Source organism: Lactococcus sp. dk101 (assembly GCF_009601055.1).
GTDB lineage: Bacteria > Bacillota > Bacilli > Lactobacillales > Streptococcaceae > Lactococcus.
Genome location: NZ_WITI01000013.1, coordinates 22,036 through 47,158 on the forward strand (window position 1 = coordinate 22,036; position 25,123 = coordinate 47,158).

Sequence of the window (25,123 nt, forward strand, 5' to 3'; positions counted from 1 at the left end):
AGCTGTCAGTGCTGACAGCTTTTTGATTAATATTTCATGCTTAAAGCAATGAGTTTTTCGCAGAGTTGTGTATAATCCATTCCGACAACGGCAGCTTCTTGGGGCAAGAGGCTCATTGGTGTCATCCCTGGAATTGAATTTGACTCGATGAACCAAATATTTTCGTTGGCGTCAACGATAAATTCAGCACGTGAATAAACTTCAAAGCCAATTTGTTTATGACAGTATTCTGCTGCTTGGCGGAGTTTAGCATCAACAGTAGGCGTAATGTCAGCTGGACAAATTTCTTGAACGAAACCAGGATTATATTTTGCACGATAGTCATAAAAACCTTCTGTGGCAACAATTTCAATCGGCGGAAGGGCAACGCCATCAACTACACCTACTGAAAATTCACGCCCAAAAAGTTGTTGTTCAATCAAGACATCTTCCAAATCTAGTGCCTTGAATTCTTCCATATTTGCAGGAAATGACACGCCAATACTTGAACCTGAAGCGTTGGGTTTGACAACGATTGGAAAGGCTGCTTCCGTCACTTCATCAACTTCATATTCTTTCGCAACGCCCACTTTTTCGGCAGCCATGAGTTTTTTAGTGAGTGATTTATCCATCGCAACACCAGTGCTCAAGAAACGGTTACCCGTAAATTTAATCTTGTTCAGCTCAAGCAAGGCTTGCAGTTGGCCATTTTCGCCAATGCCACCGTGCGTTGCCAAAAAACAAATATCTGCCAATTTGGCAAGTTTCAAGGTATTTTCGGTGATTTCAACTGATTTGTCAGTGCTGACAGCAGCAAGGTCTGCTTTTGCCGCAAGCAAGTCATCAAATGTCGCAAAAGCTGGGTATTGCCCAATCAAGTTCAAGCTAACAAGCTGATGGCCATTTTTTTCCAAATGCTCAGAAATTTGTTGTGCAGATGAGGCAGAAACCTCTGCTTCTGGGCTTAAACCGCCAAATAATACAATAATGTTCATCTTATTTTTTGTCAGCCCAACTTCTGTAAGGACTGACAGACTCCTTTTTATGCTTTTCTTCTTTAGAAAATTGTTCTATCCTGTTTAACCATAGCCAAACCATTTTTATCATAAACAATTTGTTGCAAATGGTTTTAGTCTATTTTATCATTTTTAAGTTTGAATTTGAAGTTTTGAATTTAACGTTTTGGTCTCAAAAATATTTTGATTTTTACAATTCCAATCGATTTTCGACTGCTTTGGACAAGGTGACCTCATCGGCATATTCAATATCTGACCCTACAGCAAGTCCGCGTGCCAAACGTGTCACTTTAATGCCGGCAGGCTTAATCATCCGTGCTAAATACATGGCAGTCGCTTCTCCATCTGATGTTGCATTGGTCGCAATGATAATTTCGCTCACGGTGCTATCCATCAAACGCGTAATCAAAGACTTGACATTGATTTCATCTGGAGAAATCCCATTCATTGGGCTAATTGTTCCATGTAAAACATGATAAAGACCACGATATTCCCGAATTTTTTCCATTGCCAAAACGTCTTTTGGCTCTTCAACCACGAGAATGATTGACTTGTCTCGCGTTGGGTCGGAACAAATCCCACAAGGGTCAGTTTCTGTTAAATTGCCACAAATCGAGCAAAAATGCAAATCTCGTTTGGCTGAAAGTAAATTTTTTGCAAATTCATTAACCGATTGGTCGTCCATACCAATCGTATAAAAAGCAAGCCTTGTCGCCGTTTTCTGGCCAATTCCTGGCAATTTTGAAAAGGACTCAATCAGCTTTGCAATAGGTTCTGGATAATACATCCGCACTCCTTCATGTTTCTTTTTCTTCTCTTACTGTTTACTAGTCAAAATAATCAATATTCGACCATCGAAATGGTCGAATATTTTGATTTTAGTTGGCTGTATTTTCATTTTGGAAGGTCTGATTTCCAAAGTATAATTTGTAAATTTCGTTTGCAATCAACTGACCAATACCAGCAGTTGCTCCATTGACTGTTGAAGTATGAGGAACCATGACTGCTACGGCAATATCAGGGTCATCTGATGGCGCAAATGAAATGGTATTTGATACCGTGGTCTTGATTGGTGTCTTACCGTCTGCACCATACATGGTGTTGCCATTGGCATCTACAGCGATGGTTTCGGCTGTCCCTGTCTTACCAGAAATGCTTTGAGTCACGCCATTTTGAATCCGAAGACCTGTCGTCAACGAGTCTGTACCATGTGTTACTGCGTACATCCCTTGGTGCAAAATGTCCATATCAGATGATGAAATATCAACCTTATCTTTAGTTGTCGTTTCAATTTTCTTAACTAATGAACCTGTTGTCCCGTTAGCATTGCTTGTATAAACGCCTTCAACAATATGTGGTGTAATTCGTGTTCCACCATTTGCAATAGTTGACGCATAAACTGCCAACTGCAATGGTGAGAATTGGTCGTACTGACCGAATGACTCAAACAGGGCATTGGTTGCATCTGTTGTGCTACCTAAGAAGCCTGTTGTCGCCCCTGGAATATCAAAGCCAACATCTGTTCCCAAACCATATTGACCGTAGATTTTACGATAAGCATCCCATGTAGAAGTTACTTTACTTGTTGAGAGTTGCATACCTGATGAATAACTTTGACCCAACATGGCAAGTGCAACTTGCGTCATATAAGTATTTGATGAATACTGAAGTGCTTGAACCGCAGTGATTGCAAATGGGTTTGTATCTCCCCAAACGTCTTTGATTGGGTTTGATCCCGCAATATTGATGGCTTGCGCTGTGAAAGTCTGATTACCAGTAATGGCACCCAAGCTCCAACCAGTCGTCAATGTGGCTGGTTTCACAACAGATCCTGGAAGGAAGGTTTGCGTAAATGTATTGATGGTCGCAGGAGTTAATGTTCCTGTGGCTGGGTCACGTTCAAAGCCAGACATGGCAAGGATTGCGCCAGTTTTAGGGTTCATGACAACTGCATAAGCACCATTTGAGTAAGTCGCATAACCTTGAGAAACGGCGGTTTGCATTTGTGTTTTGATGATATTATCGACTTGCGTTTGGAAATTCAAATCCACCGTAAGTTTGATATCGTCACCCTTTTTACCTTCTTGAACAACTTTTGTTCCAGTAACATTTCCACTCTTATCAATGACAACTTTGCTGATTTCATGCGTTCCTTGGAGGTATTCTTCATACCCTTTTTCAAGATAAGAAGTTCCGACACGGTCGTTAGATTGATAGCCTTTTTTCAGATAGGCTGCGGCTTCTTCTGCTGGAAGTCCAGCTTGTTGACTACTAACACTTCCGACCAATGTACTCAGTGAATTTGAGGCGTATGAGCGATCCCAACTTGTGCTAACCGAAATCCCCGGTAAATCGCTCTCACGTTCTGCAATCGCAGCTTGTTGCTCCGCAGAAATATCGCCAATAGCAATGATGGTGGTGTGGAAAGTTGATGTCCCATTTATTTTTTTGAATAATTGTGCAGCAAAAGTTTGTTGTGCATTAAAATTGATGTCTGCATCTGTCACTTTTGACAACTGAACTTTATAAATATCAGAGCCAGACAAACTATTTCCATTCTTGTCTTTCGTTTCTTTATCGGTCAAACTTGCGGTAATTTTGGCAAGATTTTTTGCATCTGCTAAATAATAGTCTTTTTTATCACGTGTGGTTAGTGTTGTCGTGCTCGAACTTGTCGAAATTAAGGTTGATAATTGGTCTGCTACATTGCGCATTTCAGCTGCGGTAACATTTTGCCCACGAGTGTATTTGACAGCTTCCACAGCAACCGTTGTAGCAAGGGGTTGGCCAGCCGCATCATAAATATTCCCACGCGGAGCGCCTTGTACGATGGTTACATTTGATCCAACACCACTTAATTTATCCGCATAAAAGCTGCGATTAAGTACTTGCATGTCGTAGAGTTTGACAATCAAAATCATAAACAGCACAAAAATGACGAAGAATAAGATATTCACTCGCTTTGGAATTGAGCCGACCCGATTTGATTTTCTGGATAATTTCTTTTTAAATTCAAGTTCGCTTGATTGTTCGTTTGTTTCTTTATTTTCGCGTTTATTACGTGTTATTTTTGGCATTTTATCTCCAATAAATCTGCTATCCCATAGAATTGTGTTTTACCTTATTATTTTACCACAAACCGCTCATTTTTTCTCGCCTACATTTCGTAAGTTTTGTTTAAGGGAATTTATATTAATTTTATCAGTGCTGACCGTATTTTTCAAAAGAAATGCAAAAAAAATGCTTCCCTCAAAAAAGGAAATGCATTTTTCATTGATTATTTACCGAGGTAATATTCAGCTGTAACGTTGAGTTCGTCATCGAATTCAAATACAAGTGGTGGGAAGTTAGGGATTTCAACACCCATGATTTCGTCATCTGACAAGTGTTTGATTTGTTTAACGAGGGCACGAATTGAGTTACCGTGTGCACCAACGAATACTGTCTTACCTGATTTCAAAGCTGGAGCGATTTCATCTTCCCAGAATGGAAGTGCGCGTTCCAAAGTAACTTTGAGGTTTTCACCATCAGGAATACGTGAATCTTCAAGACCAGCGTAACGACGGTCTCCGTGAGCAGTGTATTGATCATCGTGGGCCATTGCAGGAGGCAATACATCGTAGCTACGACGCCAGATGTGAACTTGATCGTCACCATATTTAACAGCGGCGTCAGCTTTGTTCAAGCCAGTCAAACCACCGTAGTGACGTTCGTTCAAACGCCAAGATTTAACAACTGGTACCCAGAGTTGGTCTGAATATTCAAGCGCAAGGTTTGTTGTCTTGATTGCACGTTTCAATACTGAAGTGTATGCAATATCAAATTCAATTCCAGCTTCTTTGATGAGTTTACCAGCGTTGATGGCTTGTTGAGTACCTTCTTCAGACAAATCAACGTCTGCCCAACCAGTGAAAAGGTTAGCAAGGTTCCATTCAGATTGTCCGTGACGGGCGAATACTAATTTTGGCATGTGTATTTTTCTCCAAATTGTTATATTTTTTACAATATCTATTTTACACTATTTTTTCATTTTAATCTAGTGATGAAACCAACAAGAGACTTGTTTTATTCACGTTTTCTAAATTAGTTTTCTTTCAAAATCGCGTCAGTGTACAATGAAAGCTCTTTCTCGGTTGCTGTTGGACCTGAGTAGAAATAAACCTTGTTGTAGTCCATTGTGATGACATGTCCTTCTTTAACAGCTTTCATTTTTGTCCATACTGGATTTTTTTGGAGGGCTTCATATTGTGCCTTATCTGTGCTTGCAAAGTCAACGAAAATGTAGTCCGCATCAAATTCTGCCAAGCTTTCGGCACTGACTTCGGCATAACCTGTTCCATTTGTGAGAGCAGTCATTTTTTCAGATTGTTTGAAACCAAGGCCTGTTGTCAAAGCTTGACCTCCGCGGCCAAAATTACTTCCGTAGGCATAAATTTTATTGCCTTGTAATTCCAAAATCGAAATTGTTTTTTTAGATGGGTCAATTCCTGCATCTTTAAGTTTAGCTACTTCTTTTTTAGATTCTTTCTTGAATGATTTCAAGAATTTATCTTTGCCGTCTTCCATGTTGAGCAATTCAGCGAAGTAATCCAATGATTTATCCATTGTTGACAATTCTTGATAATTAACAAGTACTGTTGGCGCAATTTTTTGATGATCTGCAACTTGGTCTTTGTCAACGGTGATAATCAAATCTGGATTTTGCGCAGTCAATTTTTCAATGTTGAATTTTGGAGAGCCCAAGTCAACCATGTTTTTCTTTTGTTCTTTTGACAAGAATGGGTTTGGATATGCCCAAGAATCTGTCCCGACAACATTTCCACCGATAGAGGCAACTTCGTCAGGATAGTTTTGAACGGCAATACGTTTTGGGTGTGTTGGCACTTTAACATCGCCATTAAGCGCATGGAAAGTCTTTGTCGTTGGTTCAGTCGATTTTTTTGTGTCTTGGCTTGATGAGCCACAAGCTGCAAGTGTGAAAAGTGCGCCAAGCGCAACAAGTGAGGTTAATGTTTTTTTCATGAGATACTCCTATATCTTGTGAATGGATTAGCCAAGGCTAATTATATTTTTTGAATGAGATAAATGTAATATGGTGCCCCAATAAATGCTACAACAAAGCCTAATGGCAAGCTAGATGGTGCAATGATGAGCTGAGATACAATGTTTGCGAAAACGAGAATAATCATGCCGCTCAAGACAGCAAATGGAATTCGCTTTTTGAGTTTGAAACCGCCAAGTTCTCTTGCAATATGTGGCGCAATCAAGCCTACAAAAGCCAATCCGCCTATCACGAGAACGCCAATTACGGCATAATAAAGTGCCAGTAAATAGAGCTGAATTTTGACCCGTTTCACATTTAGTCCTAGAGACAATGCCAATTCTTCACCTAATGATAATAATTCCAATTGTTTGATGAAAAATGGGAAAACCATTAGTCCTAGCAGCAACAAAATTAAAACCAAAGTGATATAACTCGAATCCGTTTGCCAGACATCTCCAGACAACCAGACAGCCACCTGTTGAAAATCAAATTGATTGACTGATAGCTGCGCAATGGTAATGATAGATTGAAAGAATGAAGTCACAGCAATCCCTGTGAGCAGAACTCTGACATTGCTGACATTTTTTCTTAGTGCAAACACATAAATCATGGCAAATGCTAAAATGGCACCGACGATTGCAAAAATGGGATAGGAGAAATTCCAAAGTCCACTTAAGCTAAAATGTGAAGCAATAAGGAAGAAAATGACTGTTCCCGCACTCGCACCTGATGTGATACCAATTGTCGAACTGTCCGCCAACGGATTATCAGTAATCGTTTGGATAATCAATCCAGCCAGCGATAAAGCAATACCTGCGGCAAGTAAAATAATCAGCCGTGGCAGACGAAAGAGGGGAATAAGCAGAGCAAGGATTTGCGTGTTTGTCGAAAATTGCGTTAAATCAACGGCTATCAGAAGCGCCAATATAAAAAGTAATAAAATCAATTTCTTTTTCATTTTGCCTCCTGACTAATCACCCAGATGAAAAATGGTGCGCCGATAAGCATGGTCAAAGATCCTGCCGGAAATTCGTAAGGCTTAAATAAATTCCTTGCCAGCAAATCTGCAAAAACAAGTAAGATAATGGCTGTCAGCACTGACAAAACAACAGTTTGCCAAAAATTACTTTTGGTCAGTTTCTTTGCTATATGTGGTGCAATTAAGCCCACAAAGCTGATGACACCGACCGAAGATACGGTCACACCAGACGCGATTGCCACCATGACCATGACTACAAAACGCACTTGATTGACAGAAACGCCGAGTGATTTTGCTAAATCATCTCCCAAAGCTAGCATTTTTAATCTGCTGCCATAAAAAAAGAGAATCAGAAGAAAAAGCACAACTGTTACTGCCAAAAGCTTTACTTTTTCAGTTGTCACCCCTGAAAATGACCCAACAATCCACAAAAAATAGGCTTGCGAATCGTGTTTAGCAAAAGTGATGGCACTGGCTAAACTGGTCGCAAATAGGCCTACTGATGTCCCAACAAGTGCTACTTTAAGCGGTTGAAAATGCGTTCGTGCTGTCAAAATCATGACAATGAATAAAGAAACAAATGCCATGATTGACGCTAAACCTGCCGAAATGGCTGCATCTGTTGAAAAGCCAAATGCCAAGAGTATTGCTAAACCAACACTTGCACCACCTGAAATTCCCAATGTGGACATTTCAGCAATGGGATTTCTTGTCATCAACTGCACCAAAAAGCCACTGACTGACAATAAAAAGCCTGCTAAAAAGAGACTCATCAGTCTTGGTAAGCGCAGCTGCAGGACAATAGGATTTGTTGTCAGAGCTGACAGCGGATAATTTTTATCCCCAAGCATTAAATAAAGCACTGACAAGACCACTATCACAAGTGTCAAGCCAGCCACCCAACTGATAAACCGAATTTTACGCATTTTTTACCCCAGTTATCATCAGGCTCTTGGTATAAGTATCACAACCTAAAGTTACTTCTAAGCCAAAGCAATTTCTTAATTGTTCCGTCGTAAATAACTGCTCAACAGTGCCTGTATCAACGATTTTTCCGTCTTTCACCAAAATCAAATTGTCAGCAAAGCGGGCAGCATGATTAAGGTCGTGAATGACATAAACCACTGTTTTGCCAAATTTGTCAACGAATGCTTTGAGCAAACTTAAAATATCAAGTTGATGAACCAAATCAAGATAAGTTGTCGGTTCATCAAGCAAAATAATATCGCTATCTTGAGCCAAAATCATTGTGATAAAGACCCGCTGACGCTGTCCGCCAGAAAGTTCTGCTACTCGTTCATCGCGCATTTCCCAAATGTCCGTTTCGCGCATGACCTGTTCAATCACTTGCCGATCTACTTTCGACAAGCCTTGTTGCAGGCGTTTTTGATGCGGAAACCGGCCCATGCTGACCAATTCGTAAACCGAAATATCACTTGGTGCAAGAGCTGATTGAGGTAAAAGGGCGATTTTTTGAGCAATTTCAAGATTTGTCAGAGCTGACAAAGGCTTTTCATCATAAAAAATATCGCCTTTATACTTAAGCAAACGACCCATCGCGCGTAAAATGGTGGATTTGCCAGAGCCATTTATACCAACGATTGCAGTCGTTTTTCCTTTTTCAATTTCAAAAGAAGCATGTTCGAGTGCCAATTTTTTATCGTAATAAACACATAAATCCTTCGCACCAAAATACATTATTCATTCCTTTCGTAAAATGTCAAATTGTTTTTACATTTTCTATTATGCCACAAATTTTTTTCAATGACAAGAATAAATTAAAAAATTCACATATTAATGTGAATTTTTTATTTAAAACTTATTATTTTCAAAGTAAACTTCTAAACTTCGCTTGTAAGAAGTCGCTGCATTGCTCAGTAAATGTCCGCGATGCTTGACTAAGATTAAGCTATTGCCGTTGTCGCCATCCATTGGGACAACCGTAATATTACTCACACTCTCTTCATCAATAAAGCCAAGTCCTGTCGCGTAAGCGTCGGTTCTTTCTAAGATACCATTTAATGTTGCACGATCTGTCGTGTTATAGATGAATGTATTTTCAAAAGTTTCAACCAAATCTTCCGAATAGTATAGAAATTGTTCATTTTCTTGAGTGAACCGCACGCGATCGAGTGGCTTCAAATCTTTTTCATTGATTGCTGATTTCTTGGCTAATGGATGATCTTTTCGCAGATAAATGTGTGTTTGAGACAAAAATAATTCTTCGTATTCAAGTTCTAATTTGTCCAGCATTCGAATAATTCCCGCACGATTGTGCTTGTTGAGATAAACAATGCCCAGCTCACTATGGCCTTGTGCTACTTCTTGCAAAATACTGTAAGTCGTTGACTCAAAGATACGGAAATTCTTGATTTCAGGATTTTTCTTGGCAAAATCAACTCCAACGGGAGCTAGAAAATCATAATGTTGGCTGGCAACAGAGAAAGTACGATCGGACTCTTTTGGTTTAGAAAAACGTGCTTCAAAACTTTCAAAGTTTCGCAAGACCGATTGCGCATGCTCATAGAAACGTTCCCCCTCAATCGTCAGGCTGGTTCCTGTGTTGGTTCTTTCAAATATTTGAAAATCAAGCTCACGCTCCAAATCCTTAATTGCGATGGACATGGCAGGTTGGCTCACAAAAAGCTGTTCGCTTGCTTCACGAAAAGTCCCACTGTTTGCGATAGCTACCACATAGCGCAGTTGTTTGATGTTCATAACTTCCTCCATTTTGCCAATCTTTGCTCTCATAAATAAAAAAGCATATAGTCGAATTATACACTTTTTTTCTATAATTTTGTATTCAAATCACATTTTTGCTTTTTCAACAGTCTTCTTCTCAACACCTGCTCTTTTCAAGAGAACGCATTGATATTTTTCACACCAATAGACAGTACTCTCCTTACGTTGAGCAACGGATTGGCGGTAATTGAATAAATCGTCCACTTTTGTATTGAGTATTTCGGCAAGTTTGAAAGCCAATGTTAATTCTGGATCATATTTATCATTTTCAATGGCATTGATGGTTTGACGGCTGACGTGTGCAATATGAGCAACATCTTCTTGAGAAAGATGATTTAAGCGGCGTAGTTCACGAATTTTATTTTCCAATTCTTCTCCTCACTGTTCATTTTCTAAAAGCTGTAAAGCTTGTTTTACATAGCTCTATTAAATCATCTTTTGGCAAATTTTGCAAGGTATCCATAATCAAAAAATTACTTTCATTCACAAAAAAAGCATTTCCCAGAAATGCTTTCATTACTTAACGATGCGATGCTTTTTTTGCGAGAAAGTCTCCGATAAATTGAACAAGTAAGACAAAAATCAGGATCAAAATAGTTGCCACCCAAGTGACATCATTGAAAAATCGATTATAACCATAAGAAATTGCAGTATTTCCAAGACCACCTGCACCAACAGCACCAGCCATTGCTGTCAAGCCAATCAATGAAATCACAGTTACTGTGGAAACTCGGATTAAATTCGATAATTCTTCACGCAAATATACGGTAAATACAATATCAATAAAGTCTGCACCAACGGTTTGCGCTGCTTCAATTTTTCCAGGGTCAACCGACTCAAGCGAGGCTTGAACTTGACGGGCATAAAATGGCGCTACTCCTAAAGAAAGTGAAACGAGTGCAGCTGTTGTTCCGATTTGCGTGCCGACAATTTGTTTCGTCACTGGAGCAAGGACAGCAAGCAAAATGATGAAAGGAATGGCACGACCAATCGAAATAACCTTGTCAAAAATCCAAAAGACAACTTTATTGGGTGTAATCCCGTTGTCAGCAGTGACAACGACGACAATCCCAAAAATCAAGCCCAAAATCCCACCGATAATGGCAGAAACAAAAGTCATATAAAGCGTATCAGCAATGGCTGTTCCCCAGCCTGTTTCGCCTCCCCAACCCAAATAAGCAACGTTTGGAAATACGTGATTAAACCATTCAATCATTCTTTTTCTCCTTCTTCTTTAATCGAACCCAAAACGTTGAATTTCAGATTTTTTTCTGCAAAATAATTTTTAGCGGCGGCTCTTTGCTCGTTAGAACCCTTCAATGTGAAGACCAGTGAGCCAAATGGTTGTTGTTGCAACAATTCCACATTGCCGTAATAAATATTGGTTGTCACATCGAATTTTTTGGTGATGTCAGAGATGACAGGATCTTCAAGTTCTGATGAGGCATAATCCAAATGGATGAGTTCTTCGTCTTCAGACAAAATCTGTAATAATTTTGTTTTGGAAAGCCCAGCGATAAAACGATTGACAGACGATGTTGTTTCGATAAACTGTTTGGTTAATTTTTCTTTTGGATCTGCAAAAATATCAATCAATGAATTTTGTTCAATGATAACTCCATTTTGCATGACCGCTACTTTATTGGCAATTTCTTTAACGACTTGCATTTCATGCGTAATCAAAACGATGGTCAAGCCCAAACGATCGTGCAAATCTTTGAGCAAATCAAGAATTTGGTTGGTCGTCTTTGGATCAAGTGCTGACGTTCCTTCATCAGAAATCAAAATTTCAGGGTCATTGGCAAGTGCTCTCGCAATCGCAACCCTTTGTTTTTGTCCACCAGACAGTTGAGCTGGATATTTTTTAGCCAAATCAGTCAATTCGACCAGCGCCAACAAGTTTTCAACTTTTTCTTTCTTTTCATTGCCCGTCAAATAACGCAATTTACCCGTTTTTTCGTCTTCAATTTGCGTGTGTTGCAATGCAAACGCCACGTTTGCAAAAACGGTCTTTTCTGACAAGAGGTTGAAATGTTGAAAAATCATCCCGATTTTTTGACGGAAAGCGCGCAATTTGCTTCCTGAAAGTTTAACTGGATTTTCACTGTCAAAAATTGTTTCGCCATTGACAATAATTTGACCTGTTGTCGGTTTTTGCAAGAGGTTAATGGTACGCACCAAGGTTGATTTACCTGCACCCGAATACCCAATAACGCCGTAAATATCGCCTTTTTCAACATGCAATGTCGCATCTGAAACCGCCGTAATCAGCGTATGATTGGTTTGTTTTCCTGAAAAGGAAACCGTTAGATTGTTTAATTCAATGATATTTGTCATATTTTTTCCTTTAATTCTTCATTCTCTGCCCGCACAGACAATCTCTATTCTACACGATATTATTCTCACTCATAAATTTAAAGTAAGTTTGTTTTCATGTGACTTGTCAGTGCTGACAGAAAATCTCGCAAGGCGAGAATTTCTAGCGTTTAAAATTTCAAATCCCAAGCTGGACGTTCTCCACCATCTGGGTACTGAACTTCCATTGCTTTAGCTGTTGCTTCATTAGCATAAGCTTTTGCCACTTGTTTGTAAATTTTATTGTCTTTTTCTTTGCTTGTTGTGGCAATGAAATTGATGTATTGCTTAGAGTCTTTTGTGATTGGTTCAAGATAAATCGATTCACTCTTTAGAAGCCCTGCTGCTGTCGCATAATTATAATTGACAACAGAAATTGTAACAGAATCCAATGCACGCGCCGTTTGACTGGCATCAACTTCTTTGATTTTCAAATTTTTTGGATTTGAAACAATATCATTGACACCAACCAGCTTGCTGTTATCCATCGTGTTGAGTTTCAAAACACCTGCACTTTGCAAAACAAAGAGAGCGCGTGTTTCATTGACCGTGTCATTTGGAATGGCAACAGTATCACCGTCTGTCAGCTCTGACAAATCTGTAATCTTCTTAGAATAAACGTGCATTGGTGTGATAAATGTGTCTCCCACTGAGGCAATCTCTGTATCTTTGTGTGCATTATTCCAGTTTTTAGCATAATTGTAAGACTGGAAAGCATTGACATCAACATCACCTGAAATCAAGGCTTCATTTGGCTGACTATAATCTGTAAAATAAACAAATTTGAGCGTCAAACCATAATCATCTTTAGCTGTTTTTGAGACGGTTTTCCAAATTTCCTGTTCTTGCTTGTTCCCGCTCATAATGCCAACTTTGACAACTTTAGTATCCACTGCCGAAGCTTCGGTTGACTTGTGTCCCAAGCCAATGTATGCAATAACAGCGATGATCAAAAGCGCAATCGCGCCAATAATGGTATTTCTTTTCTTTGGATTCATAGATTTCCCCCGATAATCTATCTGAAATCAATTCAAAAAGAGACATGAAGTTGATTTCAATTACTAACTCTAATATTCATTTGATAAATCTTATTTTAATTCTAAATCCCAAGCTGGAATTTCTTGTCCGTTTGGATATGCTTCTTTGATGGCAGCTTTCGTTGCGTCTGATTGGTAAGCTTTGACAAAGTCTTTAATGACTTCATTGTCTTTATCTGACTTTTTAGCAGCGATGATGTTAATCCATTGTGCTGAGTTTTCGTTGACTGGTTCTGCAAAGATAGAGTCATCTGATGTCAAGTTTGCAGCTGTTGCATAGTTAGTATTGATGACTGCTGCTGCAACTGAATCAAGTGAACGTGCCGTTTGTGACGCGTCCAATTCTTTAACAACCAATTTTTTAGGATTTGTTTTGATGTCTTTCACTGTGGCAAGCGTATCTCCTGAAACAGATAAGGTAATCAAACCAGCACTTTGCAAGACATACAAGGCGCGTGATTCATTTGACGCATCATTTGGTACTGCAATAGTTGCACCATCTGCAATATCAGAAACAGATTTGACTTGTGTTGAATAAATGTGGATTGGTGTGATAAATGTTTTTCCTACTGGAACCAAAGTATTTCCATTTGCCTTATTGTAGGCTGCCAAGAAAGCATAATGTTGGAAGGCATTGACATCAATGTCGCCATTAGCAAGTGCTGCATTAGGTTGACTATAATCGGTGAATGTTGTAAATTTCAAAGTAATGCCGTATTTTTCTTTGGCTGTTTTAGAAACAGACTTCCAGATAATGTCGTCTTGCTTGATACCTGACATAATTCCTACATTTAAAACTTTTGATTTTGTATCTGATGTTTTTGGCTTATTATTGTTAAGCCCGATAAAAGCTCCGATAGCAACGATGACGACGATGATAGCAACAATAATAATGTTACGATTTCTTGGATTCATGAAAAATTCCCCTTAATTCCTAATTTCTTTACTGCACTAACTGAAAATCATTTTTTTAGTGCGTCTAATTTATAATTGCGATAGGTTTGTCAGCGCTGACCGTGCACTTGTCAGCACTTGATGAAAGAATTTATCAGAAATAAAAAAATAGCCCGTTTCATTATAGAAACGAACTATTCGTGGTACCATTCTAATTCAAGCTTTGCTAAAATAAAGGCCAAAAGTCCTACCAAAATGGAATTTCTGAGCTCATTTTAACATTTGCAACTCTCGGTTGAATAACGACAACCACTCCGTTACCAGCTTGACTCGCTTACTGATACACATTTATCTGGCCATTTTCACTAACGCCTCGCCGTTCCCTCTCACCATACGCGAACTCTCTGTGCTTGATTTGTTAGTTACTTACCAAATTGTTTTTTAATCTGATAAACTCTATAAGCTTATTCTATCAAAAATATTGCTTCTTGAACTTATTATTTTTTTATCATGCCTTAACTTTTTTTTAAGCTAGATTTTCTTCAAGCACCTGTGATTGATTTTTGACATTTTCATAAAAGGCAACTGAAGTAGCCGCATAAAATGGAATAACATAAAGTCCAACCAAACCAAAAGTAATTGAAACCAAGATATACCAACCAATGAAGCTCAGTTGCATATAGAAATAATTTCCTTTGAAGCCCTTCATCATCTGACGACTCTCAGTAATGATTTCACGAGAACCATTGTAAGTTCCGTTTTCCAGTTTGTCAAACAAAATCATGTCTGATTGTGAGTAAGCGAACGCTTTGATAATCCCAGGAATAACAAAAAGTAAAGACCACAAAGTAACGAAAAGAATTCTCCACAGTTGTAAACAAAAGACTTTAAAGAAAACATCTTGACGGAACACACGGAACATATCGTCTCCGATACTGCCATCTTTATGTTGCTGACGGAACATGGTAATCAACGTAAAGAGCAATGAAATTGAAACCATTGAAACGATAAAGCCGATGACAAGAATTAAAAGATTTTGGAAACCGTTGGCACCATTAACACTACTTACATCAATACTTGTTGTTCCCATATTTGATGTGATTTGTGTTACATTTTGTGCGGCATTAAAAATCGCTGACAAAATAACGAATGCAATCGGAACGATAAATAATTTTACTGCTGACCGAAAGCCCTCTTTGAAAACGACAGCTTTTGCTTGTTGTTTAAGTTCTGAATTTTTCATAACCTTTTCTCCCCATTTACAAAATTATAATCATTTTGTTATTTTTTTCTTATATTGTAATATTTTTGCTGTTTTTTGTCAATAATAAACCCTGTTAGTTAATATCTTTTTTTAGCACTTAGAAAGTGCTTTATTTGACCTTTTATGATAGACTATAGAGGTAAATTTAATTTGCACAATGGGTCTCGCAAATGCGAGTGAGAAAAACCATCTGACCTGATCGAGATCATGCTCGCGTAGGAATGTGTAGGCTGAAATTCAGCTCTCTCTAAAGTAAATTTAAATCTTAAATTTTTACTTTATCCCTCTTTGTGTACACAAGGAGATTTTTTTATGTCAAATTCTAAAGTTTTGCCGCTTGCTGAAACAGCAATTTTCGTGGCACTAGCCCTCATTTTGAGCCTTTTTTCAATCAATTATGCTCAAACCTTCTATATGGAGCTTACGGTTATTCCATTGCTTCTGCTTGCCATTCGACGCGGTGTTGTTTGGGGAGTTGTAGCAGGCTTGGTTTATGGATTGTTGGCCATTGTTCTCGGGCAAGTGACCATGCTCAGTCTGCCACAAGGAATCTTAGAATATATCGTTGCGCCAGCCTCGCTAGGTATCGCTGGCCTCTTCAACACCAAAAAGCAAGCCAAATTCAGTACGATCGTTTTTGCAGTCTTGCTCGGGGTCTTTGTTAAATACTTCTTCCATTTTGTTGCAGGAATTATTTTCTGGGGACAATTTGCATGGAAGGGCTGGTCTGTCTGGTTGTATGTCCTTATCACGCAAGGCATTTCAGCAATCGTTACAGCGCTTGCTGCACTTGTAATTTTAGGTATTATTTATAAAGCAGCACCAGGATTATTCATTGCTAAAAAATAAAAAGAATCTGCGCAAGCAGATTTTTTATTTGGCTTATAGCTCAATAATCGATTGTTCAAGAAATTATCCATTTGTAGTATAATAAAACCATGTCAAAAAAACAAAAATTAAAAAAGACTTTGGTCGAACAAATTTTAGACAAGGCAAAGATTGAGCACCTTGGGATTGCCATCAATGCGCTCGAAGAAAAAACACTTCCTGACGGCATCGAACGTTCAGACATCTACAAAACGCTGGCCTTAATCGGCGACAAGACTGGGCCTATCATCGGTATGCTCCCTCTGACTGAACATCTCTCTGAAAAAAAATTAGCAAAAGCGTCAGGCAATAAAAAAGTGAGCATGATTCCGCAAAAAGACCTGCAAAAAACAACCGGTTATATTCATGGGGCAAATAACCCTGTCGGAATTTGGCAAAATAAAAAATTCCCAATTTTTATTGATACGATAGCGCTCGAACATGACTTTATCGTTTGTTCTGCAGGCGAACTGGGACGCAGTATTCAGATTGCCCCTTCTCTTTTGGCTGATTTCGTCCAAGCCCAATTCATTGAACTCAGAGAACTTTAAACAAACGCTTTGGTTGTAACCTTGCGTTTTTTATTATATAATTTTATACATCAAACAAAAAGAGGAAAATAATGAGAAATTCTAAAACATATTCACTCACACTTATTGCGATTGGAGCAGCGATTATTGCTGTGCTTTCGCCATTCACACTTCCATTAGGCCCTGTGCCGATTACCTTGCAAACCTTAGCGGTTGGCTTGATTGCCACTGTCTTAAAAGCACGAGAAACATTTTTTGCTGTCTTTCTTTATTTAATTTTAGGGTTTATCGGGCTTCCTGTCTTTGCTGGTGGTACATCTGGAATTTTTGTTCTTTTTAGTCCAACTGGCGGTTATCTTTTAGCCTTCCTTGTCGGTGGAACCTTGATTTCTTGGGCATTAAATCGTGTCAACTATCAACTTGTCCCTGCTTTTGTTGTCAACATTTTAGGTCATTTAGTGATGCTTGTGCTTGGAACAGTCTGGCTCAAATTTGTTAGTGGTGCTTCTTGGGCAACTGCATTTACGATTGGTGTTACCCCTTTCCTCTTTGTTGAAATTGCTAAAGCGATTGTTGTGACTATTTTTGGACTTGCAGTCATTCGCGCGCTTCAAAACTCAAATAATTACTTTACAAAAGCCTAAAAAACAGCTACAATTAAAGCATGTTACCTAAGATTATTGCCGCACTTTATCCACTTCTGGTCTTTATTGTGCTTGTGTTCGTGTTTAAATATTTCAAATTGCGTCATTTGACCAATCGTCGCCTCAAAATACCTGATGTCTTCACTGTTTTTCTTGTGATTGGCCTATCGATTTATTCCAATCAGCTGGCCAGTATCAGTATTTTGCCTTACTATTTTCTGATTATTTCCGGACTGGCACTCGTACTGATGATGCTTGATCTTTTATATTATAAAAATTTTGTTTTCCGCAGATTCCTAAAACTGTGGTGGCGGATTACTTTTATCATTACTTTTATTATTTATATTAGTTTCATCGTCGTTATTTTCATGAATTAAAAAAAACTCGTTTAACGAGTTTTTTTATTTATTTCCTAATTCTTTTAAGAGAACAGCAAACTCTTCATTTGAGAGGGTAATGCCTTTTCCCATTTTTTCATGATCTGGAGACCATTGACGAATGTCATATTTAGCTTCTGCATCATTCCATGACACGCGGTTCAGTTCTTTTGTCCAGCCTTTTGGATTTTCTGACAATGTAATCAAATGCTCGACAATTTCAAATTTTAAATCAGCCATGAATTTTCCTTTCTTGTCATTACTGACAGAACGATTTTTTACGCTCATCATCTCATACGTAAAAATATGCTGTCCGTCACTTCTTTATTCCTCAATAAGTTTAATATCGACACCAAGAGCGGTCATTTTTTCGATAATACTATCATAGCCACGCAAAATGAAATCGATATTAGAAATGGTTGTTGTTCCTGAAGCAATCGCCCCAGCAACTACAAGTCCTGCACCTGCACGTAAGTCTGTTGCTTTGACTTGCGTTCCTGTCAATTGATTTGAAGCATCATAAACGATTTTGTCATTGATGACAGAAATTTTTGCACCCATTCGAGCCATTTCAGGAACGTGATTGACCCGCTTTTCATAAATGGTATCCATAATCCAGCCACGTCCATTTGTTGACAAGAGGAGCGGTGTAATCGGCTGTTGCAGGTCTGTTGCAAAGCCAGGATAAGGAACCGTCTTGATATTGACCGCTTTAAGATTTTCAGATTTATGTACTTCGATTGAGTCTTCTCGAATGGTCATCCGAACGCCCATTTCTTCAAGTTTGGCAATAAAACTATCCAAATGTTCAAAAATAACATTGTCAACGATGACACCGTCACCAATGGCTGCCGCAAGTGCTAAATAAGTTCCAGCTTCGATACGGTCAGGAATGACAGTGTGACGAGCACCGTGAAGTTTCTTTGTTCCTTGAATTCGAATGACATCAGTCCCTGCACCACGAACTTTTGCGCCCATGTTATTCAACAAAGTTGCCACATCAATAATTTCAGGTTCACGCGCAGCATTTTCAATGATTGTCATGCCTTCAGCTGTACTAGCAGCAAGCATGGTATTGATTGTAGCACCGACTGAAACCATGTCCATATAGATGGTTGTACCAAATAATGAGTCTTTTTTAGCCTCAAGATGCATGGCATTTTCCAAGAAACTCATCTCGGCACCAAGCGCTTCAAAAGCCTTGATGTGCAAGTCAATCGGACGTGGACCCAAATCACACCCTCCAGGAAGGCCAACTGTCGCACGTCCAAAACGGCCAAGCAAAGCACCATTGAAATAATAAGACGCGCGCAAGGAATTGATTTTACCATAAGGAAGCGGCATTGATTTAACATCACGCGTATCAATTACCAAGACACCAGCCTCAACATCACGCTCAATTTTCGCACCCATGACTTCCATGATGTCAATTAAACTCGTTACATCAGAAATATCCGGCACGCCTTCCAAAGTAACCACATCATTTGCCAAAATTGTTGCCGGAATTAAGGCAACGACACTATTTTTAGCACCAGAAATCGTTACCTTACCCGAAATCCGATTGCCACCATTAATTACAATTTTTCTCATCTTTAATTTTTTCTCTAAATCTTAATCCATTTATTTTTGTAATAATTACCGTCCTTTATTTTATCATTTTCTAGCGATTTTTCCTAGTTAAGATAATTATAATAAAATATCAGCGCTGACAGATAAAGCTAAAAGTAACATTTTACACAAGACATTTAACGATAAAACAAAAGCTAGCTCAGCTAGCCTTTATTCGTACAAACTCTTATTCCGACGAGCAGCGCAGGACGGTGGTCTAGGGAGAAAGATAGGACAAACGCATGCGTTTGTCCGTAAAATAAAGAGCTAGCTCAGTTAGCCTTTATTCGTACAAACGCTTATTCCGACGAACAACGCAAGGCGGTGATCTAGGGAGAAGGATAGGGCAAACGCATGCGTTTGACCGTAAAATAAAGAGCTAGCTCAGCTAGCCTTTATTCGTACAAACGCTTATTCCGACGAACAACGCAGGGCGGTGGTCTAGGGAGAAGGATAGGGCAAACGCATGCGTTTGACCGTAAAATAAAGAGCTAGCTCAGCTAGCCTTTATTTTTTCCTTATTCAAAAACAAATTGATTATGATAGAGTTCCGCATAGAATCCATCTTGTTCAACAAGTTCATGGTGCGTTCCTTCTTCGATAACTTCGCCATCTTTAAGAACCACAATCTTATCTGCATTAAGAATTGTTTTCAAGCGGTGAGCAATGACAAAGGATGTCCGACCTGCAATGGCTGCTTCCATTGCCCATTGAATTTGTTGTTCCGTGACTGTATCGACGTTCGATGTTGCTTCATCCAAAATCAAAAGTTCAGGATTGGTCAAAATTGTACGTGCAATAGAGATTTGTTGTTTCTGACCAACAGAGAATACAGACTCATCATCGCCGACAACTGTTTCGTAACCTTCAGGCAGACTTTCGATAAACTCATGGATATGTGTTGTCTTAGCAACCGTGATAATTTCATCCATTGTAGCTTCTGGCTTACCAAATTTAATATTATCTGCAATCGTACCTGAGAATAAAGTTGATTCTTGGAGTACGATACCGACATTATTTCGCAAGCTATCCAAATCAAAGTCTCGAATATCTGTGCCGTCAAATTTGATGGAACCACCATTGATGTCATAGAAACGGTTCATCAAGTTCATGACTGTTGTCTTACCTGAACCTGTTGGGCCAACAAGTGCCACCATTTGACCTTTTTTAACGTCAATATTGACATTTTTAAGGACAGGTTTTCCAGGCAAGTATTCAAAGTCGAGATTTTCAATCTTAACGCCTTCGTTAATTTTATCAAATTTCTTCCCGTTTTCTGGACGAATTTCTTCTGGTTCATCGAACATGACATTCAATCGAGTTGCACCCGTAATTGCCAGTTGTAATTGACCAAAGTTAGATGAAATCTGCATGATTGGATTGTAGTAAGTTTGAACATATTGAACAAAGGCAACAATCAATCCAAGTCCTGTCGCAATCGCCATTTTATCATCGTTGAGGACATAAGCTGTCCCACCGAAAATAACAATCGCAATACTCAATAATTGGAAACCATTCATGAGTGGGAAAATCATACCAGACCATGCTTGTGCCGCAAATGTCCGTTTTTTAACGTTTTCGTTGTGTTTCAAGAAGCCATCGATTGAATCTTTTTGAAGTCCTTCAACAATAATTGCCTTTTGACCAGAAATTTTCTCGTCCATATAGGCATTCATTTGAGAAACTTCTTCTTGTTGTAAATCTGTAGCCTTCTTCGATTGACGAATGATGATGACTGCTGACAAGATTGCAACAGGTGACGCTGCAACTGTTAACCAAGCGAAGGTAACATTCTTGTCGAAAATCTGAATCAAGACACCAATGAAAACTGCCGCATTTGAGACAACAGAAACCAGTGCTTGGTTCAATGTATTTTGAATATTATCCAAGTCTGATGTAAAACGTGCAAGAATATCGCCATCTTGATGACGGTCAAAATATGAAATGGTCAAGCGTTCCAATTTACCAAACAAGCCTTTACGCATCCGATTTGTTGAATGTGCAACAATCCGACTCATGAGTAAACTGTAAATCAACATTGAAAGCCCCGTTGCCACGTAAACTGCAAGAAGTTGCCACATTCCATTCATGAACGTTGTCAAACTTGCTGGTTTTGAATGTGCAATCGCTGTAACTTGGTCAATGGTCATTCCTGAAACTTGGTTAAATTCGTTCGCAGTCATGTGCAATGAACTTGCTGTTTGATTGGCCATTTGGAAGATTTCTGAGAACTTAGTAGAACCTGACAAATTGGCTTGAGAAATCATCGGTTGGAAACCATCTAACAATTTACTCATTCCTTCAGCCCCTTTATGAGTGAAGAAATCACCAACAAATTTCGTCAGATTGGTTACTGCATCTCCTAACAATGATGGCGCAATAACCTGCAAATAAGTAGCCAAGATAATGAAAATCATGATGACTACAAATTGGAGTTTGTATCTCTTTAAGTAAAGATAGAAAAAGCGAATCGCACGTGCGGTATCAGACATTTTCTTTTGTGGTTGAGTTGATGCCATGTCTTAGTCCTCCTGTGCTTTCTGTGTTTGATAAATTTCTTGATAAATTTTGTTCGTTTCAACAAGTTCTTGGTGTGTTCCTTGACCGACTAATTTTCCTTGATCAAGTACCAAGATATTATCTGCATGAACAACAGAAGAAATCTTTTGAGCAATAATAATGGTTGTTGTCTCTTTTAAATCTTTGTCCAATGCTTCTTGGACTAATTTTTCAGATTTTGCATCAAGAGCTGATGTAGAATCGTCCAAAATCAAAACGTTTGGATTTTTTACAATCCCACGAGTAATGGACATTCTTTGCTTTTGACCACCTGAGAAGTTATTCCCACGTTCTTCAACTTGAGCTTCGTATTGTCCATCTTTTGTTTCGATAAATTCAGCAGCTTGAGCAATCCGTGCTGCACGAGTGATTTCTTCTTCCGTCGCGTCAGCTTTCCCTTGCTTAATGTTTCCTGCAATGGTACCTGAGAACAAGATTGCCTTTTGCAAAACGATTGAAATGTTTGATTTCAAAGTACCACGACTCAAGCTCTTGAGGTCTTTTCCTCCAACAAAAATCGTTCCTTCTGTTGGGTCAAACAAACGTGGAATCAGTTGTGCAAGTGTTGATTTACCCGCACCTGTTGCACCAACAATACCGACCATTTGACCGGGTTGAATTTCAAAACTGATGTCCTTCAAGGTTGGTTCAGCATCGTTTGGATAATTGAAGCTAACATGATCAAATTTAACTGATCCTGTCAATTTTTCGTCTTTGGCATTTTCATCAAATGACATGGCAGGTTCTGTATTCAGTACTTCATTGATACGACCGATAGAAACCATCCCACGTGAGGCAAACATTGAAATCATTCCGCCCATGATGATGGCAAACATAATCATTCCCATGTAAGTCATGAATGTTGCAATCCCACCGATACTGTCTTGGGCGATTTTAGTAGAATCTGTCACAAATGTTGATACAAGATAAATTCCTAACCAAATCGCACCTTGACCAATAACTGTAAACAATGGAATCATGGCAGAGAAAAGCTTCCCTACTGCCCAGTTATGATCGTAAAGTTCATCTGATGTCTTATCAAAACTATCGATTTGATTTTGTTCCTGAACAAATGATTTTACAACACGCGCCCCACGTAAGTTTTGCTTGGCAATCGCATTGATCTTATCTGTTAATTTTTGGAATGCCATGAAGTGAGGCCCCATGCGTCCCATCAAAATGGCAGTTACCAATACAATAGCCACGATCAAAAGCAAAGTTACCCACCAAAGTTGTGGCAGAGTTGTGATAGAAAGGATGACGGCTCCGATTAAAAGGACAGGTATTCTCATTAAGATTTGGAAAACCATCATCATCAAATTTTGGACTTGGTTGACGTCATTTGTCATGCGGACAACCAGATTTCCTGAGTTGAAATTTTCGATATTTTCATATGAAAATGTGTTGATTTTTTTATAAGTGGCTTCGCGGACATCCGCACCAATTTCTTGTGCCAAACGGGCTGCACTCAAAGTACTGGCGATAGCCCCGATTATCCCAATCGCAGCAACGATCAGAAGTTCAATTCCGTAGCCTTGGATTTTATCAGACATCTCATGGCGTGTATAAGTCGTCGATGACATTACCGTCATAATACTTTTCATGATTTGTGGCTGATAGAGCTGTACCGCGGCATAAAGGACTGTCGAAAGAATAGAAAAAATGGCAATCCACTTATGTTTCATGATTGATTTGAAGATCATAAATTCCCTTTCTTTAGGAAGAAGTGTATAAAATAAAACTGTCGGTGATTTCTGCTTGTTGCAAAAAGTTAACAAAACATTACAGAATTCCGATAAATCGTATTATTATATCATCATTTTTTTTGAGAAGCAAGTGCTTATATTTTCTTCCTTTATTTAGTTTTTTATTATATAAGCTAACTAATATAGTCTAACGTTTTTCTTCGCTTAAGTCAACGTTTTTATCATATTTACAGGATATTTTCGGCACTGCGAACGGAATTTTTGATATAATAGAAAGACATGTAAAAAATAGGACGGAGCCATCATGCAAAATACACGTTCAAATAATCTCAAACTGGCTGAAAAAGGCGTTTGGGTTTCGATTTTAGCTTATATTGTTTTGTCAATCGGGCAAATCGTTGTTGCACAGCTGACCCATTCAGCAGCCTTGAAAGCCAACGGTTTTAATAACTTAACTGATATTTTAGGAAACATTGCCATTCTCATTGGTTTGCGCATCGCACGTATTCCTGCTGACAACGATCATGTTTACGGTCATTGGAAAATCGAGTCTATTGCAAGTCTCGTTTCCAGCTTCATCATGTTCTTTGTTGGTTTTGAAGTCTTACGTGATACCATTACCAATATCGTTACCGGTAAAGAAGAAGCCATTGATCCAATCGGGGCAGTGGTTGCTCTATTTTCAGCCTTTATCATGATTGGCGTTTATTTTTACACCAACCGTTTGGCAAAAAAGACAAAGTCTCAAGCCTTGCTTGCTGCCAGTAAAGATAATCTCAGTGACGCTGTTACTTCAATAGGGACTGCGATTGCTATTCTTGCTTCTGTTATTAAACTAAGCTGGCTTGATGAGGCGATGGCCCTTCTGATTGCGGCTTTTATCTTAAAAACAGCCTATGACATTTTCAAGGACTCGGTTTTCTCGCTTTCTGATGGATTCGATGAAACTTTAATAGAAGAATACATTAAAGCTATCTCACTCGCACCAAAAGTATCTCGCGTCAAACTCGTTCGCGGAAGAACTTATGGAAGCAATATCTTTCTTGATGTCGTTGTCGAAATGTCACCTGATTTGAGCGTTTTCGAAAGCCATGCGGCAACTGAAAATATTGAAAAGTTATTGATTGATCAGTTTGAGGTCTATGATGTAGATGTGCATGTTGAGCCAGCTGAACTTCCTGAAGTCGAACATTATGCTTCACGAGCCTTGGAATTATTAGAAAAAGAAGAAAAAGTTTTAAACTTAAACCAGCTTGAACAACTTTTGGCACCTGAATATCATGAAATTTCACTTGATGGAAGTCCTGTCAGTCGCCAGCAAAAGTTGTCAGCACTGACAGAAAATCCGTTGACAGAGAAAAATCTGGCACTGAAAGCTTATCATTCCGAACAAATCAGTAAAAAAACCTTTATCCTTACTTACGAATATGTTGAACATGGGCAAGTATTTGAAGTCAGTAGCTTGTGGCGCAGACATGATTATTGGCTTTGTATGTTCCGTCAAATCACACCTAAAAAATAA

Annotated in this window: 24 protein-coding genes and 1 riboswitch; of the genes, 5 read left to right on the top strand and 19 right to left on the bottom strand. The window is 38.8% G+C overall.

Annotation, left to right across the window (positions count from 1 at the left end; translation table 11 throughout):
• Positions 1–26: 26 nt before the first annotated feature.
• From GHI45_RS09040 to GHI45_RS09110, 15 genes are all read right to left on the bottom strand, one after another.
• Complete coding sequence (locus GHI45_RS09040) at positions 27–974, bottom strand: D-alanine--D-alanine ligase (protein WP_147780416.1); 948 nt, start codon at positions 972–974, stop codon at positions 27–29.
• Between the two features lie 211 nt (positions 975–1,185).
• On the bottom strand, positions 1,186–1,782 hold the full coding sequence (gene recR / locus GHI45_RS09045) for a recombination mediator RecR (protein WP_147780417.1): 597 nt from the start codon (positions 1,780–1,782) through the stop codon (positions 1,186–1,188).
• Between the two features lie 91 nt (positions 1,783–1,873).
• On the bottom strand, positions 1,874–4,072 hold the full coding sequence (locus tag GHI45_RS09050; protein WP_147780418.1) for a penicillin-binding protein 2: 2,199 nt from the start codon (positions 4,070–4,072) through the stop codon (positions 1,874–1,876).
• Positions 4,073–4,272: 200 nt separating this feature from the next.
• Positions 4,273–4,965 (bottom strand): phosphoglycerate mutase, encoded by a 693-nt coding sequence (locus tag GHI45_RS09055; RefSeq protein WP_147780419.1) that lies wholly within the window; start codon positions 4,963–4,965, stop codon positions 4,273–4,275.
• Between the two features lie 113 nt (positions 4,966–5,078).
• Positions 5,079–6,017: an iron-hydroxamate ABC transporter substrate-binding protein gene (locus GHI45_RS09060; protein WP_147780420.1), complete on the bottom strand. Its 939-nt coding sequence runs from the start codon at positions 6,015–6,017 to the stop codon at positions 5,079–5,081.
• Between the two features lie 41 nt (positions 6,018–6,058).
• Positions 6,059–6,997 carry an iron ABC transporter permease gene (locus tag GHI45_RS09065; RefSeq protein ID WP_147780421.1) on the bottom strand — a complete coding sequence of 313 codons (939 nt, stop codon included), beginning with the start codon at positions 6,995–6,997 and terminating at the stop codon, positions 6,059–6,061.
• On the bottom strand, positions 6,994–7,944 hold the full coding sequence (locus GHI45_RS09070; protein ID WP_147780422.1) for an iron ABC transporter permease: 951 nt from the start codon (positions 7,942–7,944) through the stop codon (positions 6,994–6,996). The genes GHI45_RS09065 and GHI45_RS09070 overlap by 4 nt, the downstream gene beginning before the upstream one ends.
• Positions 7,937–8,716: an ABC transporter ATP-binding protein gene (locus GHI45_RS09075; RefSeq protein WP_147780423.1), complete on the bottom strand. Its 780-nt coding sequence runs from the start codon at positions 8,714–8,716 to the stop codon at positions 7,937–7,939. Before GHI45_RS09075 ends, GHI45_RS09070 begins: the two co-directional genes overlap by 8 nt.
• Before the next feature lie 114 nt (positions 8,717–8,830).
• On the bottom strand, positions 8,831–9,736 hold the full coding sequence (locus GHI45_RS09080; protein WP_147780424.1) for a LysR family transcriptional regulator: 906 nt from the start codon (positions 9,734–9,736) through the stop codon (positions 8,831–8,833).
• Between the two features lie 90 nt (positions 9,737–9,826).
• Positions 9,827–10,129, bottom strand: a complete 303-nt coding sequence (locus GHI45_RS09085) for a helix-turn-helix transcriptional regulator (protein WP_147780425.1) — start codon at positions 10,127–10,129, stop codon at positions 9,827–9,829.
• 151 nt (positions 10,130–10,280) lie between these two features.
• The gene (locus GHI45_RS09090; protein WP_147780426.1) at positions 10,281–10,976 is read right to left on the bottom strand and encodes a methionine ABC transporter permease; all 696 of its coding nucleotides are present in this window, start codon (positions 10,974–10,976) and stop codon (positions 10,281–10,283) included.
• Positions 10,973–12,097: a methionine ABC transporter ATP-binding protein gene (locus GHI45_RS09095; RefSeq protein WP_147780427.1), complete on the bottom strand. Its 1,125-nt coding sequence runs from the start codon at positions 12,095–12,097 to the stop codon at positions 10,973–10,975. Before GHI45_RS09095 ends, GHI45_RS09090 begins: the two co-directional genes overlap by 4 nt.
• Before the next feature lie 149 nt (positions 12,098–12,246).
• Positions 12,247–13,113, bottom strand: coding sequence for a MetQ/NlpA family ABC transporter substrate-binding protein (locus GHI45_RS09100; protein WP_147780428.1), 867 nt, complete (start codon positions 13,111–13,113; stop codon positions 12,247–12,249).
• A 90-nt stretch (positions 13,114–13,203) separates the two neighbouring features.
• Positions 13,204–14,067, bottom strand: coding sequence for a MetQ/NlpA family ABC transporter substrate-binding protein (locus tag GHI45_RS09105; RefSeq protein ID WP_147780429.1), 864 nt, complete (start codon positions 14,065–14,067; stop codon positions 13,204–13,206).
• A 505-nt stretch (positions 14,068–14,572) separates the two neighbouring features.
• Positions 14,573–15,289, bottom strand: a complete 717-nt coding sequence (locus GHI45_RS09110) for a DUF975 family protein (protein WP_147780430.1) — start codon at positions 15,287–15,289, stop codon at positions 14,573–14,575.
• A 168-nt stretch (positions 15,290–15,457) separates the two neighbouring features.
• Positions 15,458–15,549: riboswitch (TPP riboswitch) on the top strand.
• 73 nt (positions 15,550–15,622) lie between these two features.
• Here GHI45_RS09110 and thiT point away from each other — a divergent pair.
• From thiT to GHI45_RS09130, 4 genes are all read left to right on the top strand, one after another.
• The gene (gene thiT / locus GHI45_RS09115) at positions 15,623–16,159 is read left to right on the top strand and encodes an energy-coupled thiamine transporter ThiT (RefSeq protein WP_147780431.1); all 537 of its coding nucleotides are present in this window, start codon (positions 15,623–15,625) and stop codon (positions 16,157–16,159) included.
• Between the two features lie 89 nt (positions 16,160–16,248).
• Complete coding sequence (locus GHI45_RS09120; protein WP_147780432.1) at positions 16,249–16,728, top strand: aminoacyl-tRNA deacylase; 480 nt, start codon at positions 16,249–16,251, stop codon at positions 16,726–16,728.
• A 71-nt stretch (positions 16,729–16,799) separates the two neighbouring features.
• Positions 16,800–17,351 carry a biotin transporter BioY gene (locus GHI45_RS09125; protein ID WP_147780433.1) on the top strand — a complete coding sequence of 184 codons (552 nt, stop codon included), beginning with the start codon at positions 16,800–16,802 and terminating at the stop codon, positions 17,349–17,351.
• A gap of 20 nt (positions 17,352–17,371) precedes the next feature.
• Complete coding sequence (locus GHI45_RS09130; protein WP_147780434.1) at positions 17,372–17,728, top strand: DUF3397 domain-containing protein; 357 nt, start codon at positions 17,372–17,374, stop codon at positions 17,726–17,728.
• A gap of 24 nt (positions 17,729–17,752) precedes the next feature.
• On the opposite strand, the gene GHI45_RS09135 is transcribed toward GHI45_RS09130, so the two are convergent.
• The 4 genes from GHI45_RS09135 to GHI45_RS09150 form a co-directional block, all read right to left on the bottom strand.
• Complete coding sequence (locus tag GHI45_RS09135; RefSeq protein ID WP_147780435.1) at positions 17,753–17,968, bottom strand: YdbC family protein; 216 nt, start codon at positions 17,966–17,968, stop codon at positions 17,753–17,755.
• Positions 17,969–18,052: 84 nt separating this feature from the next.
• Positions 18,053–19,318: a UDP-N-acetylglucosamine 1-carboxyvinyltransferase gene (locus GHI45_RS09140; RefSeq protein ID WP_147780436.1), complete on the bottom strand. Its 1,266-nt coding sequence runs from the start codon at positions 19,316–19,318 to the stop codon at positions 18,053–18,055.
• A 536-nt stretch (positions 19,319–19,854) separates the two neighbouring features.
• Positions 19,855–21,828 carry an ABC transporter ATP-binding protein gene (locus GHI45_RS09145; protein ID WP_305061063.1) on the bottom strand — a complete coding sequence of 658 codons (1,974 nt, stop codon included), beginning with the start codon at positions 21,826–21,828 and terminating at the stop codon, positions 19,855–19,857.
• Positions 21,829–21,858: 30 nt separating this feature from the next.
• Entirely contained in the window at positions 21,859–23,580 is a 1,722-nt protein-coding gene (locus tag GHI45_RS09150) for an ABC transporter ATP-binding protein (protein ID WP_147780438.1), read from the bottom strand.
• Between the two features lie 325 nt (positions 23,581–23,905).
• On the opposite strand from GHI45_RS09150, the gene GHI45_RS09155 reads away from it, so the two are divergent.
• Positions 23,906–25,123 (top strand): cation diffusion facilitator family transporter, encoded by a 1,218-nt coding sequence (locus GHI45_RS09155; protein ID WP_147780439.1) that lies wholly within the window; start codon positions 23,906–23,908, stop codon positions 25,121–25,123.